Origin of the sequence: Bacillus sp. FJAT-27445 (genome assembly GCF_001510665.1) — a bacterium.
Classification (GTDB): domain Bacteria; phylum Bacillota; class Bacilli; order Bacillales; family Cytobacillaceae; genus Bacillus_D.
This window is the reverse complement of the sequence record NZ_LMTI01000003.1, coordinates 708,440-725,378: the sequence shown is the minus strand read 5'-3', so window position 1 is coordinate 725,378 and position 16,939 is coordinate 708,440. Positions and strand designations below refer to the sequence as shown.

The following is a 16,939-nucleotide window of genomic DNA, read 5'->3' as shown; positions in this document are numbered from 1 at the left end:
TAATACCACGCTGAAAGCTTTTTGGAACCCCGGGCCTAGCCCGGGGTTTTCGATTTACAAACAATAAAGCAACTTGGCCTAGACGTTCGGCCTGGGATTTTTCTTCGGAACCTGGGAGCCAAAGGCGATTCCATGACGGGGGAAGTAGGGTTTATTTTAACAGAGCCTTCCTACGTGTTTGCTGGTGAGGAAATGTATATTGAAAAACTGAAGCCAATGCTCTACGCAACGTTGGAATGCAACGTGTATGATCCGTTCATCTGTTTCCAGTTCTTAAGGCTGGTGCACCGGTTCGGATTTAAGGTCAATGGAGTTAAGTTGGAAAAATTCGAATCTCCAAATACGGATACATTTCAGTACATGATTCCACTTTTGGTGGAGGAGAATCCCTAATCTCCATGCTGTCATTCAACCCGGGGCTTTTTCTGACAACCCAACCGGACTTTCGCCCTTGGTTGTCACTCAAACGGGAGATATGTGACAACTGGACCGGAAATTGCCCAGTCATTGTCACTCAACTGAATCTCAGCGACGCTGGCTAACGATAAAAGCGCGCTAACCTTGTTGGATAGCGCGCCATTCTTATTTTAAACAAGCAATCTCACTTCATGCTTAACGCGGTTTTTATAAATTCCTCTTTTCCCAAGTCCTTGGTTCCTTTATAGTCGATTGTGTATTCAACTTTGCCTCTTTTCCAGCTGAACATTTGGGTGTCATTAGCGCCAAGTGTGTAATAGGCACGGGTACCATCCGGCATGGAGAGCGTTTCATCCCAATCCGATACGTTATTCCACCCGAGTTTGCTTGTTGCCCAAACAACAATTGACTCGTTTTGATTTTCATAAATTAGCTGCACCCTGTTCATACCGATGACCCTGGCATACTTTTGGTCCGCCTCGATTGGCAGATAGGCTGGCGGGTCCACCTTGAAAAATAAGCCCGCGACAGACATAGGAAACTTCATAACCGAAAGAATTAGCCAAAAAACGATATAACCAACAAAGAGAACCGTGAGGAAATTCCTGATTTTATTTGAAATAATGAATCTTCTTTCGATTGCATTCATTTTTCCGCCCCCTTTAATGAGGTTTAACATCAATTAAGAAGTACATTCCAATTAGGACTATCATTATTAATACGACTAAGGTTAGTAAACGATTCATAACTATCCCCCTATTTTTTAGATAGTTTTCACACGTATAAAGGTACGGATTTCCTCCATTTTGTTATGAATTATTTTACGGCTCGTTTCTTCATCTTCCTTATACTGTCCGGCCTTCTTCCGCAGCATTTTCAAGTAAGATGCATGGTCCCGACTGGCACAATCATTTATGGACACATTTATTAAAGGGGAAAAAGTGTTATTTTCTATATCATAAAGAAGGATATCTTGTGGTGGTATTTTCCGTGTAGGGGTAATCCAAATCTTTGATGAAGAATATACACTAGTGGACGCTTCTATTTCTAAATATCTTGGACTGACCTCAAAAGATACAATAAATGTCTTTTCAAAGTAAGCATCGTTGCAGCCTAGATTCTGATACAGGTCATCCAAAGACAGATAGACTCCGGAAAAATCGGAGAAACGGGCATGATTCACACCATAATTTTGGAGAATTTCAAAGTTGTACATCCTCGTTTCATACGGCGTTCCAAAAAAGAATGTCTGTGGTCTATATAAATCGGAAAATCGATAAACTTTTATCTTCTCCACATTTCTCAATTTCTCTTTTATCATAAGAGCCTGATTGTCCATAATTAATGCTATCGCTATCATCTCTAACTCTTTTTCGGTGACACTCTCCACTGCCAGCAGCTCTACTTTATTGTTGAAACTAATGTGGATATACATCTTAAAAGTTCGATAACACTTTTTGCAAATATAAAAATCACTGCCTTCCGAAACGCCATTATCGTCTGCAAAATACTTAATCAGGTGAAAATGATTTAGTTGTTCCCACTCGTTCCTAGGCAGAAAAACACTCTTATTATTGAGCAATGACACAATGGATGAGCAATCCTTACATAAAGAAACCAAATTATTCCCCCCTACTCGCTCAATATCCTAATTTTACCATAAAATATTGTGGCTTGGTTACCAACGCAAAAAAACCGTTTCAAATTCAGAAACGGCTTACATTCGCATAGTATTTTACCCAACAAAAAATCCCTTACAGGGATTAACTATAATTCTTTATTACAGTTCCTAAGAACAAAATGTATTCTTGTATCAGCTCTTGGTATTGGGGATCAGAGCACCTTTCAAGGTCCTGTGACAGCCTGCTGATTTCTCTTTTAAGTAATTGTTGTTCGTGTTCGTGCATGGCGCTCGCCTCACTGAAGTTACTTGCCTTCAGTTTTATGTACCCACTCTGCATTTAACCAAAACCTGTTTTCGGCATTATCAAACAAATTTTTATTAAAAAATGGTTGGGTCTTATTATTATGGGGTTTTAAACAATTTTTGCGAGATAAAATAGGCTAGTGTGGCAATAAGCAAGGTGCCGAAAAAATAGAAAGTGGATGGAGTTGCAAACATTACTTCCTGACTATGACTTTTGCCCATCAGATGTAATTTAGGTGTGTAAAATGCCGTATTGACAAAGCCCGAAACCACCTCGAAAATCATAAATAAAAGAACAAAGCTAATGATAAACGCAAGATATCTTTTAATCCTTCTCCCCTCCTGTCTATTTATCTACGTAACTAATTTGGAAAGGTTTCGTTTCACAGTCTTTTCTGCCAACTTCGAAAGATTCAAACTAAACACAAATCATGCCTCATTAATTGTTTACACTCTCTGAGATGCAATTCTCACTCCCGTCAGCTTGAATCTCAACCTCTTCATCCACCAGAACTCCAAGTTTTACATAGTGGATAAGTTTCTGTGCTTCTTTTTCAACACGTTCTCTGCCAATATCACTAAGGAACCAATTATCCTCCTTTGTATTGTTATCATTTACAGGGCACAGTGTATAGCGGATCCACGGTGGCATATAAGTTTTCAACGTAAGATGCAGCCGCCTCATGTGATAATAAGTAGTTACAACAATAAGTCTATTAATTTTGTGAAGGTAAAAAGCACGGTCCAATGTTAACAATGAGGCAAGGACATTTTCTTTTGTATGCAGCGATTGGTCTTCTACTAATATATCTTTTTCGGGAACTCCATGCGCGAGCGCCTCATTTTTCAGCATAATTGCTTCTGGAAAAGCTGTTCCCTGCCACGTAACGCCACCTGAAAACAGGATTTTGCCGGCGCGGCCCTCTTTATAAAGCTCAACTGCTTTCGGAAGCCTGTACTGGACTGCCTTGCTGCTCCCCGCCACAAAAATGCAGTCTCCAGGTTCGCCATCATCCTCAAGCCCCCTGAATAGCAGATTCGTCAACTCCATATCCGTCAGCGCCCCGGCATCCAATTTTGAAAGATACATATCTTTGTCACCTCTATGAAAGTGTAAATTATTATAGATGCTTTTAAACGGAAACAGCTGGTGAAACTGTCTTCATAACCTTCTCAAGACCGGTTCACCTGGAAAATATGATTCTAACAGTCTTTAGAACCCTGCCAAAGACCGATGCACTCCTAAAACCTGCTCCTATCCGTCTTTAGGAACCTGTCCCTCAATATGATTCTTCGCCATAAAATAAGCACTCGCTGTAAATAATTGAGTTTTTATTTCCCCGGCACCAATCAGCCCGCCAAAGTCATTAAAATCAACCAGTTTCACATCAATCTCTTCGGTGTAATCCAATGTTTGTTCAGTTTCTTTAAAGGCGTCCTGTATTAGATAAGTGATTACTTTGTTGGTTTGGGTAGCAGGATTCACCATGAATTCGCCTAATTTAACCGGCGCAGCCTTTGAGGAAAATCCTGTTTCCTCCCTGACCTCCCGAAGGATTCCTTCTTCATGCGTCTCGTTCTCTTCAATTTTACCAGCAGGTATTTCCAGGAAGAAGTCGCCCCCAGCGTGGCGATACTGTTTAACAAGGACGATTTTGCTGTCTTCGGTAATGACCACGGCATTTACCCAATCCGAATATTCATTCACATAATAATCTTTGATTACAATTCCGTTTGAAAGCTGGCATGTATCCTTCCGCAAGTTTCCGAACGGCGTTTTATACAAATACTCTGAGGCCAAGGTGTTCCATTTTTTCACGTGCTATCTCCCCCCTAGTCTCTCTAGATAACTCACTCCTCCAATACTGGCACCGAGGTCTCCTTCCGGCCCTGCACGACAACGAAATTCCTCAATTTTTCCGAAGCATCTTTTTCAATTTCAATTACAAAGGTTCTTGGTGTGGCATCGGTTGTGCAGACACCGCTTTTAGCCGCCAGCCGGATGGACAACTCTTCTCCCTCAGCACGAATTGCTGCTTCTTCAATCTTATATGGGCAGCTTCCCGATTCATAAGTGCCAATGAAGATAACGGCATTCTTTTGAAAATCGACCGCCGGGATGCCGGTAGTATCTAGTTTAAAATGTCTCCACATCTTCAGATAACCAATTTGATTGACGGCTTTTTCCACTAAATATTCATTACCGGGATGATCTTCGTTCTGAAAGGCGATCTCATCGAAATTGACGGGGAGGCTTTTCCCGGAGGCAAGCAAGTTGATGTGTTCCCCAAGCCTCACCGGGTTTGTGGGCCCATTTTTCCAAAAAGCAAAAAGAACCGCGGTAATTGCAGCTATCCCGATACCGGCTAAAAGCCATTTTTTCAAGCGGCCGCCCACCTTTCATGAGAATTTAAAGGCCGGATTCTCCCTAATTGTCCTGGCGACCTCACCTAGCTCCGCTTGCCTCAGAGCGGTTATGTCATAAAAAAAGCGAGATTCGACACCCTTGCCAACAAACTCGTCAACGAGCTCCAGGCACCTGGCCCCCATTTGATCGGCTTTCTCCCTAAGGGAATCCCTTCTCAACAATTCGTCGCGTTCGGCCCATAATACTACATAATGAATTTCAACATTCTCAACTTCCTTGTAAACCTTTTCCGAAAATCGCCGTACATCCTCCGGGAAGGCGACATAGTCAATGACAACATCCTTGCCGGCCTGCACGAAATTAATGCTCAAATCGGCGAGGTTTTCCCAGACGAGCAACTGCAATTCCTCGCTCTCCCAGGGCGGGATGTAACCGCCAATCACCATATGGTTTACCGTATCGCCTTCAATATAGGCACTGTGGTTAAATTGTTCAGCCAGCATTCTTGCCGTTGTTGATTTTCCCACGCCTGCCGGTCCGGATACTATATAGATGTTTCTCATATTCCGCGCTCTCCATTTCCCTATAATTGGATACTTTAATTATCACATCCCGTCTGGAGAATTGCCAGGTTTTATAAAAGTGCGCCAATCCCAATGGATCGACGCACCCAAAAAATTATACAAGTTCCCTCTCCGGCGCTTCATTGTGGATGGAACGTTCTTTAATTTGCCGGACAATGTTTTCATTAAAAACTTCAAACGGAATGCTTTCAGAATTTTGCACACCGTATCTCCTTACGTTCACGGCATTTTCATTCACTTCCTTATCGCCGATCACGAGTACATAGGGGATTTTCTGCATTTGCGCCTGACGTATTTTGTATCCGAGCTTTTCCCCGCTACTGTCGACTTTCACCCTGACCCCGAGCTTCTTCAATTCCGATTGGATTCGCAGGCAGGCATCGAGGTGGACATTTGAAACAGGGATTATTTCCGCCTGGACCGGCGCGAGCCAAACCGGGAAGGCACCGGCGAAATGTTCAATCAGGATACCGAAGAAACGGTCGATGGATCCGAAAATCGCGCGGTGGATGACGACTGGCCGCACCTTTTCATTTTTTTCGTTGATGTACGCCAAATCGAACTTTTCCGGCATTTGAAAATCAAGCTGGATTGTCGCACATTGATGGCTCCGTTTCAAGGCGTCTTTAATGTGAAAGTCGATTTTCGGCCCGTAAAATGCCCCGTCGCCTTCGTTCAACTGATAGGGGATTTCCATGCTATCAAGCACCCGCTTCAAAGCAGCCTCGGAAACCTCCCAGAGGGCGTCTTCGCCGAGGGAATCCTCCGGACGAGTCGACAGCTCAACCGAATACTCAAAGCCAAATGTCCGGTAGACCCGGTCAACTAGCTTGAACACTTGCTTGATTTCATCCTCGATTTGGTCCTCTCGCACGAAAATGTGGGCGTCATCCTGGCAAAAAGTCCTGACGCGCAGCATCCCATTCAGCGCGCCGCTGTACTCGTGGCGGTGCACCTGGCCAAACTCGGACAAGCGGATTGGCAAATCGCGGTATGAGTAGAGATTGTTTTTAAAAATAAGCATATGGCCCGGGCAGTTCATGGGCTTCATCGCAAATTTTGTCCCGTCAACCTCAGAAAAGTACATGTTTTCATGGTAATGGTCCCAGTGGCCCGATTGCTCCCAGAGCCGCTGATTCATCATGAACGGTGTCCGGACCTCGCTGTAATCGGCGCTGTTTTGGAGCTCACGGGAGAAATTCTCCAGTTCGTTCCGGATGATTTGCCCATTCGGCAGATAGAAAGGCATTCCCGGCGCTTCCTCGGAAAACATGAACAACTCCAGCTGCTTCCCAAGTTTGCGGTGGTCGCGCTTCGCTGCTTCCTCGAGGAAGTTCAGGTACTCCTCCAGTTCCTTTTTCTTTTTAAAAGCAACGCCGTATACCCGCTGAAGGACTTCATTCTCGCTGTCACCGCGCCAATAAGCGCCGGAAACGCGTGTCAGTTTGAAAGCTTTCACGAAGCCAGTCGACGGCAGGTGCGGCCCGCGGCATAAATCAATGAATTCTCCTTGCTCATAGAGTGTAATTTTTTCGTCGTGGGGAAGGTCCTTCAAAATCTCCAGTTTAAACGGCTCGCCTTTTTCCGAAAAAAGCCTTTCCGCTTCTTCATAGGAAATCTCTTGCCTCTTGATTTCCAGATTCTCGGCGACAATGCGTCCCATTTCATTTTCAATCGATAGCAAATTTTCCGGTGACAGGCTGCGTTCGAGCTTCATGTCGTAGTAAAAACCGTCTTCAATGACCGGCCCAATTCCTAACTTTACCTCACCAAAGAGGCGCTTCACGGCTTGCGCCAAAATGTGGGCAGATGTATGCCGCAAAATGTATAACCCTTCTTCTGAATCGAGCGTAATAATGGAAAGCTCCGTGCCGTTTTCAAGCTTGAAGCTTAGATCGACCAGTTCACCGTTCACCTTCCCGGCAACCGCCAGCTTCCCAAGGCTTGCGCTGATCGCCTGCGCTGCCTCCCCGACTGATACCCCTTTTGGAAATTCCCTCATGCTACCGTCCGCTAATTTCACGTTGATCATCGTTTTCCTCTCCTTTTTTAAAAATAAAAAACACCCGTCCCTAAGCAAGGGACGAGTGCGCATAACCCGTGGTTCCACCCAATTTCCCATAAGCAAACCTCGCCTGTGCGGAGCGATACATTCCTTGTAAAATGGCGGTTGCTTATGGCTTTGGTGCTTTAACGCAGCATTTACGGCATCGGATACTCTTGTTCACCGATGCGGCTCCAAGGCGGTAAATTGTTTTCCTGCGTTAGGAAGTTCGCAGCACCCTTCCCTCTCTGGAAACCGGAAAAACAATTCATGTCCTTATCATCGTGATTTCTTATTTTTTTAAAAAAACAAAAAACACACCCATCCCTCGGAAAGGGACGAGTGTGTTACCCGTGGTTCCACCCAATTTTCCATAAGCATACCTGGCCACGAGTTTTCGCTTTTTCAAGCGGAACATTCCCGTGTAAAGTGCCAGCTGCTTACGGCTTTGGCGCTGTAACGTAGCAAAGACGGCATTGGATACTTCGGTTCCCCAATGCAGCTCAGTAGGTGGTAAGATACTTTCCTGCGTTAGGAAGATCGCAGCTTTTCTTCCCTCTCTGGAAACCGAAAAAGTACCCCATGCCCTCATCATCGCTTTTAAAAATCGGAAGTTCCTATTGTTGTTTCCACATATTACAATATTTATACACTGCTGGCAATACCTAATTTTTCAGTTTTTTCAAAATTGGCTTGCCGGTTTGAGTTCAGACTAAGGCCGCGGATCATTGTTCTTCTTATGGAAATCTCTGATTCTGTCGTGGGTCCTGTCAAACTTGTTATTATTTACAATCCTAATGAATAGGTTCGGTTTTTTCTCGGGTCTGTTAATAACAGTTTTGCAATACTTGCAGGTCAGGGCAGTTTCGTCAATCAGCTCGATGCAATTCGTACACTGGACAAGGCGGTTTTTAATTGGCATAAAAATAGCAATGATGGAGCGGAAAGTGAGCAAAATAACGATTATCATTATAATCACTACTGGAATGGTAAGGTAGTCAGCTACCTTCATCAGCATTTCAATATGCGTCATAGTTTGCCTCCCCTCAAATCATTTCTAATTAAGTTCAGTTATCTCCCTTATTTTACTATTCGGCAAACTGCTCACCAATTCCTTCCAAGTGCCTATTTTTAAAAAAATGGCTGCCGCAGCAACCTTACCCATTATTGGCAAACGCCCAATGGATTCCCATCCGGATCAAAAAAGGTGAAAAATCTTGAGGAGCCTTCCCCGCCAATTGGATTGATCTTCACATTTTTCTCGGTTAAAAATTTGTAGGTTTCCTCAATGTCTTCAGGAATGAAGTTATAATACTTTCCGACCCCGAAATTGTTATCGGGAAATTTCATCGGCTGGTGGTTCTCGGTTTTCACAAGGCAAACGACGGTCTGTGCCTGTTCGGAAATTCTCATCACCGCAGCCTCTGCTTCTATGTAAAGAAGTGAAAATCCTAGTATCTCCTCGTACCATTTAGCAGATGCCGCCGGATCTTTTACGGGAATGAATACCCCTTCCATCCCCTTCAAAAGTGATTTGGCCATCATTTCTCCCCCAGTTTTTTAGTAGATATCCCATATAGAGGGAATATTACTGCGCTGTAATCAATTTTAACCGAATTTTTAATCTGGCGGTAATAGAATTATCATATTTGGGCAGTATGATAGGTGTGTGGAAAGGAACCAACTTTTTCATACCCCCTTTAAAAAATTCTCTTTTTTGTCCGGCCTCGTGCCGGACCTTTTTTTGTTTTCAGGTATTACCAACGAACAGGGCCGCTTAATTGCTCTCTTTATACCTTCATGCAGGTTCGCCCGGGAAGTCGCCTTCATGGCAGAATTCGCAATAGACATCTGAAGGAGCCTCTGTTTCTTTTCCGGGTTCAGGCTTTTCATTATCATGGCAAACAAAGCAGCTTTTCCTTTCCTCAGGAGAACCTGAATTTTTTCGGTGTCCATCGTATAGCCAAGTGTAGCGTTCTTTATGGTTTGCCGGACTTTCTGCATGGCAAATGCTACAGAAATAATTGCTACGTGACTCCTTTGTCGCAGTTGTAAGATTACGCTCGTAAGGGGTATCCTTTTTTGTTCCAGTTAACAATTCTCGGATGTCCTGTTTTTCTAATTTTTTCAACCAAAGCGAATCCTTATGGCAATTAAGGCACCCGGCGAGCTCATTAACAGCAAAGCTGCCATGGTTTTGTGACCAGTCCTTGTTGCCGTGGTTCTTTGGTGTATTGATTTTTTGATGGCATGTGAAGCATTGCATTGATAGCCTGCTATCGGATTTTTGCTGCCCGATTGCTTCAAGAATCACTTTTTGGGCATTTTCAGGAAGCTGTCGTTCAAGGGTACCCGCCCTCATTTCCGGAGTTTCCTCGCCGTTTTGGGGTACTTCTTCCAGTTCCTCGCTGCCAACGGCGTCAGGGAGGATATAACTACTATCCTTCCATGGCCTCTTTCCCTGATTAACTTGCGCGTGGCAATCAATACATGTGCCCATATTTGGTTTCTCGTATTTTTCACCAACCAGCTTTTCGATATTTTCCTCTGTCCAGACTTGATATGTATCAGAGTCGCTTATTCCTCGTTCAACTACTTTTGCGTGTACGACTCCGTTATGGCAGGTGATACATGGAATACGTTTTTCAATATGCCCACCGTGGTTGACAATGATGTCCCCGGTGGCTGTGACTAAACGGTTAGTCGAATGGCATTTCTCGCAATTTTCGTTACTGATTGCAACTTTTGTAACAATCCGTGTTGGCGGGTTGATGAAGTGGGTTACTACCCTCTTGGCTTCCTCAACTTTTTGTACTAGTGTATCTTTTTTACTGGGTTTGATATGGCATTGAACACACTTTATCTGATTGTGGGCACTCGCTTGAAAAGTTGCATGCTGAGGTGCTATTTCATGGCAAGAGGCACAGAAAGAAGGGGTTGAGGCATAACTGAGAGCCCCATAGCCAAAGCCCAGGACACAAATGATGGCCGTTAACGCTCCAACGAGCAGCTTCCATTTTCGGATTGGATTCCTGCTTATTGCCTGATTGTCTTCGCTAAGATTGCCAACTTCCTTTTCTGAATTGTTATTTGACCGATTTTTGATGTTCCAAAAAAGCATCGCCATCCCCCGTTTCAGTTAGTATATTACCAGAACCGGCCTTGCTGGGTAGGCATTTCAATAAATGTTCACAATTTGTATTTAAATTAGTGCAAGGCCCCCTTTGTCAGGGTGTAATCACTGAATAGAACGAGTTTATCTGCAAACAAACCACTTTCATCTGCGAGTAGGAACTTAAGGAGAATTTAGTAGGAATTTCAAAAAACCCCTTGTAAACGGGGTCCTTACCAACTATAAAAGCCTTTTCCAAATGGAGATTGAGCTGAGTATTGATTTCTGGCCCTTTCTCAAAGAAAGCATCCAACTTATGTGGTTTGTTGGGCGTGGGCTAATTTTACATGGGTGAGTTATCCTTTAAAGGCTGGGCTTAGTTCGCTCCAGACGTCGAATGCGTTGCCGTCCCGGTCACGGAAGACGAAGTTCCGGCCAGTATGGCCCCGGTCTTCAATTTCGCCAGCTGTTACGCCGTTTTCGAGGAAATCGCTGCGAATGGCTTCAAGCGCTTCAAGGCCATCGACTTCAAATGTAATGGAAAAACGCTCGTTGCCATAGGAATCCCGAAAGTTAGCGCTTTGCCCCTCTTCGGCTTTTACCAAGAAAAAGCTCTGTCCGGCGAAATTGACGATAGCCTTGTCCCCATCCTTGTAACTGATCCCTGCACCAAGCTTGCCTGCATACCACTCAGCCGAAACTTCCACATTCGATACTGGCAAGTAAATTGTTCCTACTCTTATAAGTTTGGACTCCATTTCCCCCAACCTTTCCATTTTCAAAATCATTTCAACCATTCAGAGTTTTTCTTTTAACGGTGCCCGTTCAGGCGGGCCTGGATGTACCCATAGTAGGCGCAGGTGCCGTTTCTGGCCGGGTCTTTTACCTCGAATCCGCATTTATCGTAGAACGGGAAGTTGTTTGCGGAAGTATGCGCGAACCAGTCCCCATGCGGGAGTTTTTGAAGGCAGAGAGCTACGAGTTTTTGTCCAATGCCTTTGCCACGGTAGTCGGAGCGGACGGCCAGGTCCATGATGGTGGCGGCCATAATTTGGTCGGATATAACCCTAACCATGGCGATCATGTCGTTTTTATCCCATACTGTAAAGGCCCAGGTCGAGTTTTTGAAAATCAAGGTGAATTTCTCCTTTTGCCAGTCGGGCGTGTTCCTTGCCCACCCGGCATCTTCGAAAAGAGCCTCGACTTTCTCAGCCGGAACGCCTTCTGTTCCTTCCCTGATCACGAGGCCATTAAAGTATTGGTACATTTCGGATCCCCCTTTTTGTAATGGTTCGATACGGCGGCGGGAAATCCTTTATTAATTCGTCGAAAAAACGCCACATATTCACAAACTTGCTAATGGAACTTTTGCACGGTGAACTGCTTGAAACTGTCTCCACGAAGCAAAGCGCTCTTAAAAGTGACATGTTTCTGAAGGAGAACCTGCAAGCCTCTCAAAGGTGCGTCGCTGTCATGTCAGGTTTTTGTAAAGTTTTTTCGGATGGGTATGAATCGTTTTTAAGCGATTTAAGGAAATGTTAAAGGTTTGTTCATAGTTTGTTCATCTTTGCGAGGTATGATGGATTTGTGAAAAGGACCCCCTCAGACTTTTTCATACTCCCCCCTCTTTTAATATAGAGTCTTACTTTCCGGCTTAGGCCGGATCTTTTTTTGCTCTAATTTGGATTCGGGTACTTGCATAAGCTTGCTGATCTTTAGAAATTCTTAACATTAAGTTCATGTTAAGTTCATATTGGAAGGGTAGGATGAAAGTATGAAAAGTACCCCGCTTTTCATACTTCCCCCCTACATATATAGACCACCCTTTTTTCCGGCCTCGTGCCGGGATTTTTTTTGATTAATGGTTTGCGGTTTTTGTGAGGTTTTTAACCCGCGATGCTTCTTGGCATCCTAATTGGCTTCTTTAATTATGATAAAACTGGGCATGTTAAGTGCAGGGGTGATGTTGATGGCTAGGTTGAAGAAGAATCCTTCGGAGGCTGGGGTTAGCGCGGCGAGTGTGAAGGGAAATGCGGGTCCGCATAATATTCGGCATCAGAAGAATAAGGTGAACAGCCAGAACAATCAATTTAAGAAGGATTAGGTCGGAGGCGCCCGATGCGGGTGCCTTCTTTATTTAATGTGGGACTATCCTCTAAAAAAGTTTAAAATAGAGAAAAACTGATATGGAGGGGGCTGCCGATGTCCGGGAGTATTTGCCCGCTTTGCGGGGAGGAGAACGGGTGCATGTCTGGGAAAAGCGAACCATGCTGGTGCACACATGAAGAATTCCCAAATGGCATTTTTGAATTAATCCCAAATGAGTATTTGCACAAGGTGTGCATTTGCCGGAAGTGCCTGCAGGAATTCAAAGAAAAAACGGCAGTGGACTGTTAGATAGCAGTTGTTTTCACACAGAGGGGTTTACTCTCTGTGTGTTTTTTTTTATAGGGAAAGTGTCTATTGATGCTTAAATTTTTTAAAAAAAATGTCTTAAAAATAGTCCAGTTCACTGAATAAACCGGCCTTTTTTCTTGAGCATCTTGTTAGATTGAAGGATATCGATTAATTTTTTGATTTATCGATTAATTTTCCAATTATATCGATTGATTTTTCTATTATATCGATTAATTGTGCAGGCACCCAACTAGGACAAGTGAGCCAGGCACCGCATATTCCTTCCAGGTTTGGGGATGTTAATGGATGCGGGATTATTTTGTTCAGGAGGTTTTAGTATGCAACAGCAGCAGAATCAAGGTATGCAGAATCAGCAGGGGCATATGCAGCAGCCGCCAAATGTGTTGTCGGGGAAGGACGAACTGTATTTGACGGATATGCTGACGTGGAATTTAATGGCGGCAAAGAAGGCTCATTTTTACGCGCAGCATTGCCAGATTGAAGCGATGAGGGCTGAAGCCGAGCAGGTTGGCCAGATGCACCAGCGCCATTATGAGAAAATTCTTGGCCATTTGAATGCCCACCAGAATCAAAATGCGCAGCAATACATGCAGCAGTAGGAGGAACGGACGATGAACAACAATTCGATTTCAAACCAACCGACGCAGGTTGAGAAAAATCCATCAATGAACGACCGTGATTTTATCAACGATTTGCTTGCGACAGAGAAATATATGACCCACGGCTATGATGTTTTTTTGAACGAAGCGAGCCACATGGGCTTGTACAAGGATGTGCTCGATATTTACAATGAGACGCAGAATGTACAGCGCCATTTGTACAACGTGATGTTCCAGGAAGGCTGGTACAAAGTCGAGCCGGCCCAGGCGCAATCGCTGCAGAAGAAGTCACAGCAGTTCTCCGGATATCGCGATCAGCTGCCATATGGCGGGAATGTACAGTAACTCATAGGATGCCCTTGACAAGCTCAAAGTGAATAATTCCCCCAAAAAATAAAGCCTCCGAATGGGGGCTTTATCTATTTGCTGTGGCATATTTCCGCACTACTTTAAATCAACATCATCGTTTTTCAGTAGGACTTCTTCCACAAATTCCTTTACTTTGTCACGCTTCGGTCCCAGGCTCGATACCCTGAATTCCACATCTTTTAATATAAGAAGCAGTTCGAACAACAGTGCTGAGATGATGCCGAACGCGATGATGCCTCCAATCGGGCCAAGCATCCACAGGCCGCCTCCGAGAAAACACATCATTATGATGATTAAAAAGAGTCTCATTTTGCGCTCCTTATAAAATCAGCCAGATTTCCCATAACCTGCTCCATCACGGAAAGAGACAGTGGCATGCTAATCGGTTCGATTTCAAGTGAATGATCGGCATTTGGAACCCTTTGGATTTTTACCAACGGATTGGTTTCGATTTCATCGACTCTGCTTTCGATAAAATGATGATCGTTCTTACCAATGACGATTAATGCCCTGTGGCGGCAATTTGTTAAAGTTTCTGTAATCTGGTTGTATTTAAGGAGCGGCGTCAACAGTACCATTTTCGAATTTTCATAGCGGTTGTTCCTGATAAAATCATGGATGATTGGAATAGTCCCGAGCGATTTTCCTAAAAAGAGAATGGAGTCATACTTCTTTTTGCTAAGAACTTCAGTTATGACGGGGTCAATATCCCTGCAGAGAGTATCGCTTATTTCGGATAATGAGAGTTTGAAAAGCGCCCCGTAATCATATGAATAGTGGATATGGACCACGTCGTACCTTTGCTCAAGCATAGCCATGGTGGAGTAATAAAGAAGTGGTTTATCGTATGTATAGCCGGCGCCAGAGAACATAAAGCAAACTGCCGCGCCCTGGTTGTCTACATACGTATAACTGATTTGGTTGATTGTTCTTTTTTCAATTCCCATCAGAATCCCCCCCCTTTTACGATCGATATTTACCTAATTTTACCATTCTTAAAGTGAGTTGTATACCATTATTCCACTGATTTGATTCATAAAAAAAAGCCACACCCTTTGGTTTAAGGGTGCGGCTTTTTGTTCCGATGCTCCTCATTTAGCCTCTTGATTTCGGCCATGAGATCCTTCATTTCGTCCTTCGCCTCGGGGTAAAGCGCGTTCCAGTGCTTGGCGAGAGCGGGCATGGTCCTGGCGATGTGAGTGTAGAGGGCATACATTTTCACTTTTTCGGTGATGTCCTTGTCTGAGGTGCCGACAAGGAGTTCAGCATACTTTTCAAGTAAGGCTTCGAACTGCATCGCAAACGTTTTCTGGTCCATTTGAGCACTTGCCCTCCATTTCCAGCTTCCTGCACGGGCATGTTTTGCATCGTGAGGACTTTCCGCCGGTAAGATATGAGAAGCAGCATGTTTGGCGGATCCGGACCATTTCGTCCAGATCGTCTACATACGTCTTTTCATAATAAAATTTTTTGATTGGATTGTGGTTGTAGCTTCCAAACAGGGACCCTTCCGCTTTTTTGAAAATGAAGTCCAGGTCGCCGCCGGCATTGGGCTCTTTTTCGAGCTTTGATTCATACAGCCACATGATGTAAACGGCTATATTTTCCCAGAGGATTAGTTTTGACACGCCGGTGGTTTTGGCGAGCAGACTGATAAGCGGAAACAGGTGGCCTGCGAATAGCTCGGAAACAGCTTGTCTCCTAAATGCTTGGCGGTCTGCTGTATTTACTTCTCCTGTTTGGGTGTTTGTTAGATAGAATTTTGGCAGCCATTTCGGATCCGCAGAAGGTGGTTCGAGATAGATGTTCTCCGGCCGGATATCAAGTTTTTTGTTCCAGGCAGACATCGTATAAAGAGCCAGGACAGCGAGAAAGGCATACCGCTTTATAAAGACCGATGCGGCAACCTTTTCAGAATCCGTTTGGAACGTCACCTTGAGCTGATCTATGAACGCCTTTAATTCCAGCGGATCGAGCAGCGCCTTCACGGAAATCATCCGATAAAGTCGCTCAGCCGCAAAACGGTAATCCTTCAAAGCATCCTTTTCCACCTCGTTCAACTGGCTTAAACTTAACTGAAGCACCATCCTAAACTCACCACCTTTCGTACAATAAAAACAGGTGTCTGGCACCGCACTTGGATAAAAAACGACTTCCCTATCCAGTAGAAAGAGCCATTTTTGAAGGCCATTCCTACTTATCCATTTAACTGTTGGCAGCCAGTGCTCCTTTTAGGATGCAGCGCCCTTTGCCGTATGGGATGCAAAGCGGTGTTCCGAAGAGCGGATCGATTGTTACTTCGCAGTCCATGCCAAAGACGTTTTTGACAAGCGAGCAGTTGATGACGACTTCCGGACGGCCCTGGGCATAAATTTGCTTGTCCTTGATGGCAACGATGTTATGCGCGTAGCGGCAGGCAAGGTTCAGGTCGTGGAGGACCATGACGATTGTCCGGTTTTCGCGCTCATTTAGATCGTAGAGCAAATCAAGGATTTCAATCTGATGAGTCATATCGAGATACGTTGTCGGCTCGTCAAGAAGCAGGATATCCGTGTCCTGGGCGAGTGTCATGGCAATCCATGCACGCTGGCGCTGGCCGCCCGACAACGAATCGACGGGACGGTCCTTCAGTTCTTCAAGCCCTGTTGCTTTTAGGGCATCGTTCACTTTCTGCTCATCTTCTTCGGACCATTGCTTCAGCCATGATTGATACGGATAGCGTCCTTGCTTTACGAGCTGAAGGACGGTCAAGCCTTCTGGAGCGACAGGTGTTTGGGGAAGGATAGCCATGTTTTTGGCGACTTCCCTTGTCGACAGCTTTGAAATGGCTGTCCCTTCAAGCAGGACGCTGCCTGATTTCGGCTTCAGGAGGCGCGCGATTGAGCGGAGAAGGGTCGATTTCCCGCAGCCATTCCCTCCGATGAACACAGTGATTTCACCTTTAGGAATTTTCAGGTCGAGTTCTTTGATGATTAATGTATCTCCGTAGGAAAGGGACAGCTCTTTCGTTTCAATCGCTTGCGCATGCGTCAATTCAGACAGCTCCTTTTCGCGTTTTTGCAAATCCGGTGGCGGGTTGGTAAAAGTCAACTTGCTCATAT

Annotated in this window: 22 protein-coding genes; 5 read left to right on the top strand and 17 right to left on the bottom strand. The window is 44.6% G+C overall.

All coding sequences use genetic code 11. From position 1 onward, the window contains the following. Positions 1–132 precede the first annotated feature (132 nt). Positions 133–393 (top strand): hypothetical protein, encoded by a 261-nt coding sequence (locus AR337_RS11900; RefSeq protein WP_059172209.1) that lies wholly within the window; start codon positions 133–135, stop codon positions 391–393. Between the two features lie 208 nt (positions 394–601). On the opposite strand, the gene AR337_RS11895 is transcribed toward AR337_RS11900, so the two are convergent. The 12 genes from AR337_RS11895 to AR337_RS11830 all read right to left on the bottom strand — a co-directional run bounded on the left by AR337_RS11895 (position 602) and on the right by AR337_RS11830 (position 11,719). Beyond that, the gene (locus AR337_RS11895) at positions 602–1,066 is read right to left on the bottom strand and encodes a hypothetical protein (RefSeq protein ID WP_059172208.1); all 465 of its coding nucleotides are present in this window, start codon (positions 1,064–1,066) and stop codon (positions 602–604) included. 114 nt (positions 1,067–1,180) lie between these two features. Then, entirely contained in the window at positions 1,181–2,038 is an 858-nt protein-coding gene (locus tag AR337_RS11890) for a hypothetical protein (protein WP_059172207.1), read from the bottom strand. Positions 2,039–2,783: 745 nt separating this feature from the next. Continuing rightward, complete coding sequence (locus tag AR337_RS11880; RefSeq protein WP_059172205.1) at positions 2,784–3,434, bottom strand: YdcF family protein; 651 nt, start codon at positions 3,432–3,434, stop codon at positions 2,784–2,786. Between the two features lie 165 nt (positions 3,435–3,599). Further along, complete coding sequence (locus tag AR337_RS11875) at positions 3,600–4,163, bottom strand: NUDIX hydrolase (RefSeq protein WP_059172204.1); 564 nt, start codon at positions 4,161–4,163, stop codon at positions 3,600–3,602. A gap of 32 nt (positions 4,164–4,195) precedes the next feature. Continuing rightward, positions 4,196–4,729, bottom strand: coding sequence for a hypothetical protein (locus tag AR337_RS11870; RefSeq protein WP_059172203.1), 534 nt, complete (start codon positions 4,727–4,729; stop codon positions 4,196–4,198). 15 nt (positions 4,730–4,744) lie between these two features. Then, positions 4,745–5,275 (bottom strand): AAA family ATPase, encoded by a 531-nt coding sequence (locus AR337_RS11865; protein WP_059172202.1) that lies wholly within the window; start codon positions 5,273–5,275, stop codon positions 4,745–4,747. Positions 5,276–5,390: 115 nt separating this feature from the next. Further along, on the bottom strand, positions 5,391–7,328 hold the full coding sequence (gene thrS, locus AR337_RS11860; RefSeq protein ID WP_059172201.1) for a threonine--tRNA ligase: 1,938 nt from the start codon (positions 7,326–7,328) through the stop codon (positions 5,391–5,393). 724 nt (positions 7,329–8,052) lie between these two features. Then, positions 8,053–8,373: a hypothetical protein gene (locus tag AR337_RS11850; protein ID WP_059172199.1), complete on the bottom strand. Its 321-nt coding sequence runs from the start codon at positions 8,371–8,373 to the stop codon at positions 8,053–8,055. Positions 8,374–8,504: 131 nt separating this feature from the next. Continuing rightward, a complete protein-coding gene (locus tag AR337_RS11845) occupies positions 8,505–8,882 on the bottom strand; it encodes a VOC family protein (protein ID WP_059172198.1) in 378 nt (125 codons plus the stop codon). A gap of 256 nt (positions 8,883–9,138) precedes the next feature. Next, positions 9,139–10,461 (bottom strand): NapC/NirT family cytochrome c, encoded by a 1,323-nt coding sequence (locus tag AR337_RS11840; RefSeq protein WP_059172197.1) that lies wholly within the window; start codon positions 10,459–10,461, stop codon positions 9,139–9,141. 347 nt (positions 10,462–10,808) lie between these two features. Further along, positions 10,809–11,210, bottom strand: coding sequence for a VOC family protein (locus AR337_RS11835; RefSeq protein WP_059172250.1), 402 nt, complete (start codon positions 11,208–11,210; stop codon positions 10,809–10,811). A 53-nt stretch (positions 11,211–11,263) separates the two neighbouring features. Further along, on the bottom strand, positions 11,264–11,719 hold the full coding sequence (locus AR337_RS11830; protein ID WP_059172196.1) for a GNAT family N-acetyltransferase: 456 nt from the start codon (positions 11,717–11,719) through the stop codon (positions 11,264–11,266). Positions 11,720–12,421: 702 nt separating this feature from the next. Between AR337_RS11830 and AR337_RS22735 the strand changes: the two genes are divergently transcribed. The 4 genes from AR337_RS22735 to AR337_RS11815 all read left to right on the top strand — a co-directional run bounded on the left by AR337_RS22735 (position 12,422) and on the right by AR337_RS11815 (position 13,814). Beyond that, positions 12,422–12,556 (top strand): YuzL family protein, encoded by a 135-nt coding sequence (locus tag AR337_RS22735; protein ID WP_082686943.1) that lies wholly within the window; start codon positions 12,422–12,424, stop codon positions 12,554–12,556. Positions 12,557–12,654: 98 nt separating this feature from the next. Then, positions 12,655–12,849 (top strand): cysteine-rich CWC family protein, encoded by a 195-nt coding sequence (locus AR337_RS11825; RefSeq protein WP_059172195.1) that lies wholly within the window; start codon positions 12,655–12,657, stop codon positions 12,847–12,849. 338 nt (positions 12,850–13,187) lie between these two features. Beyond that, on the top strand, positions 13,188–13,469 hold the full coding sequence (locus AR337_RS11820; protein ID WP_059172194.1) for a hypothetical protein: 282 nt from the start codon (positions 13,188–13,190) through the stop codon (positions 13,467–13,469). 12 nt (positions 13,470–13,481) lie between these two features. Then, positions 13,482–13,814 carry a spore coat protein gene (locus tag AR337_RS11815; protein ID WP_059172193.1) on the top strand — a complete coding sequence of 111 codons (333 nt, stop codon included), beginning with the start codon at positions 13,482–13,484 and terminating at the stop codon, positions 13,812–13,814. Positions 13,815–13,913: 99 nt separating this feature from the next. On the opposite strand, the gene AR337_RS11810 is transcribed toward AR337_RS11815, so the two are convergent. The 5 genes from AR337_RS11810 to AR337_RS11790 form a co-directional block, all read right to left on the bottom strand. Further along, positions 13,914–14,147 carry a hypothetical protein gene (locus tag AR337_RS11810; RefSeq protein ID WP_059172192.1) on the bottom strand — a complete coding sequence of 78 codons (234 nt, stop codon included), beginning with the start codon at positions 14,145–14,147 and terminating at the stop codon, positions 13,914–13,916. Beyond that, positions 14,144–14,785 carry an alpha/beta family hydrolase gene (locus AR337_RS11805; RefSeq protein WP_059172191.1) on the bottom strand — a complete coding sequence of 214 codons (642 nt, stop codon included), beginning with the start codon at positions 14,783–14,785 and terminating at the stop codon, positions 14,144–14,146. Before AR337_RS11805 ends, AR337_RS11810 begins: the two co-directional genes overlap by 4 nt. Before the next feature lie 113 nt (positions 14,786–14,898). Then, the gene (locus AR337_RS11800; protein WP_059172190.1) at positions 14,899–15,156 is read right to left on the bottom strand and encodes a DUF2573 family protein; all 258 of its coding nucleotides are present in this window, start codon (positions 15,154–15,156) and stop codon (positions 14,899–14,901) included. Beyond that, the gene (locus tag AR337_RS11795; protein ID WP_059172189.1) at positions 15,113–15,925 is read right to left on the bottom strand and encodes an IucA/IucC family C-terminal-domain containing protein; all 813 of its coding nucleotides are present in this window, start codon (positions 15,923–15,925) and stop codon (positions 15,113–15,115) included. Before AR337_RS11795 ends, AR337_RS11800 begins: the two co-directional genes overlap by 44 nt. A gap of 118 nt (positions 15,926–16,043) precedes the next feature. Further along, positions 16,044–16,871, bottom strand: coding sequence for an ABC transporter ATP-binding protein (locus tag AR337_RS11790; protein ID WP_059172188.1), 828 nt, complete (start codon positions 16,869–16,871; stop codon positions 16,044–16,046). Positions 16,872–16,939: the final 68 nt, after the last annotated feature.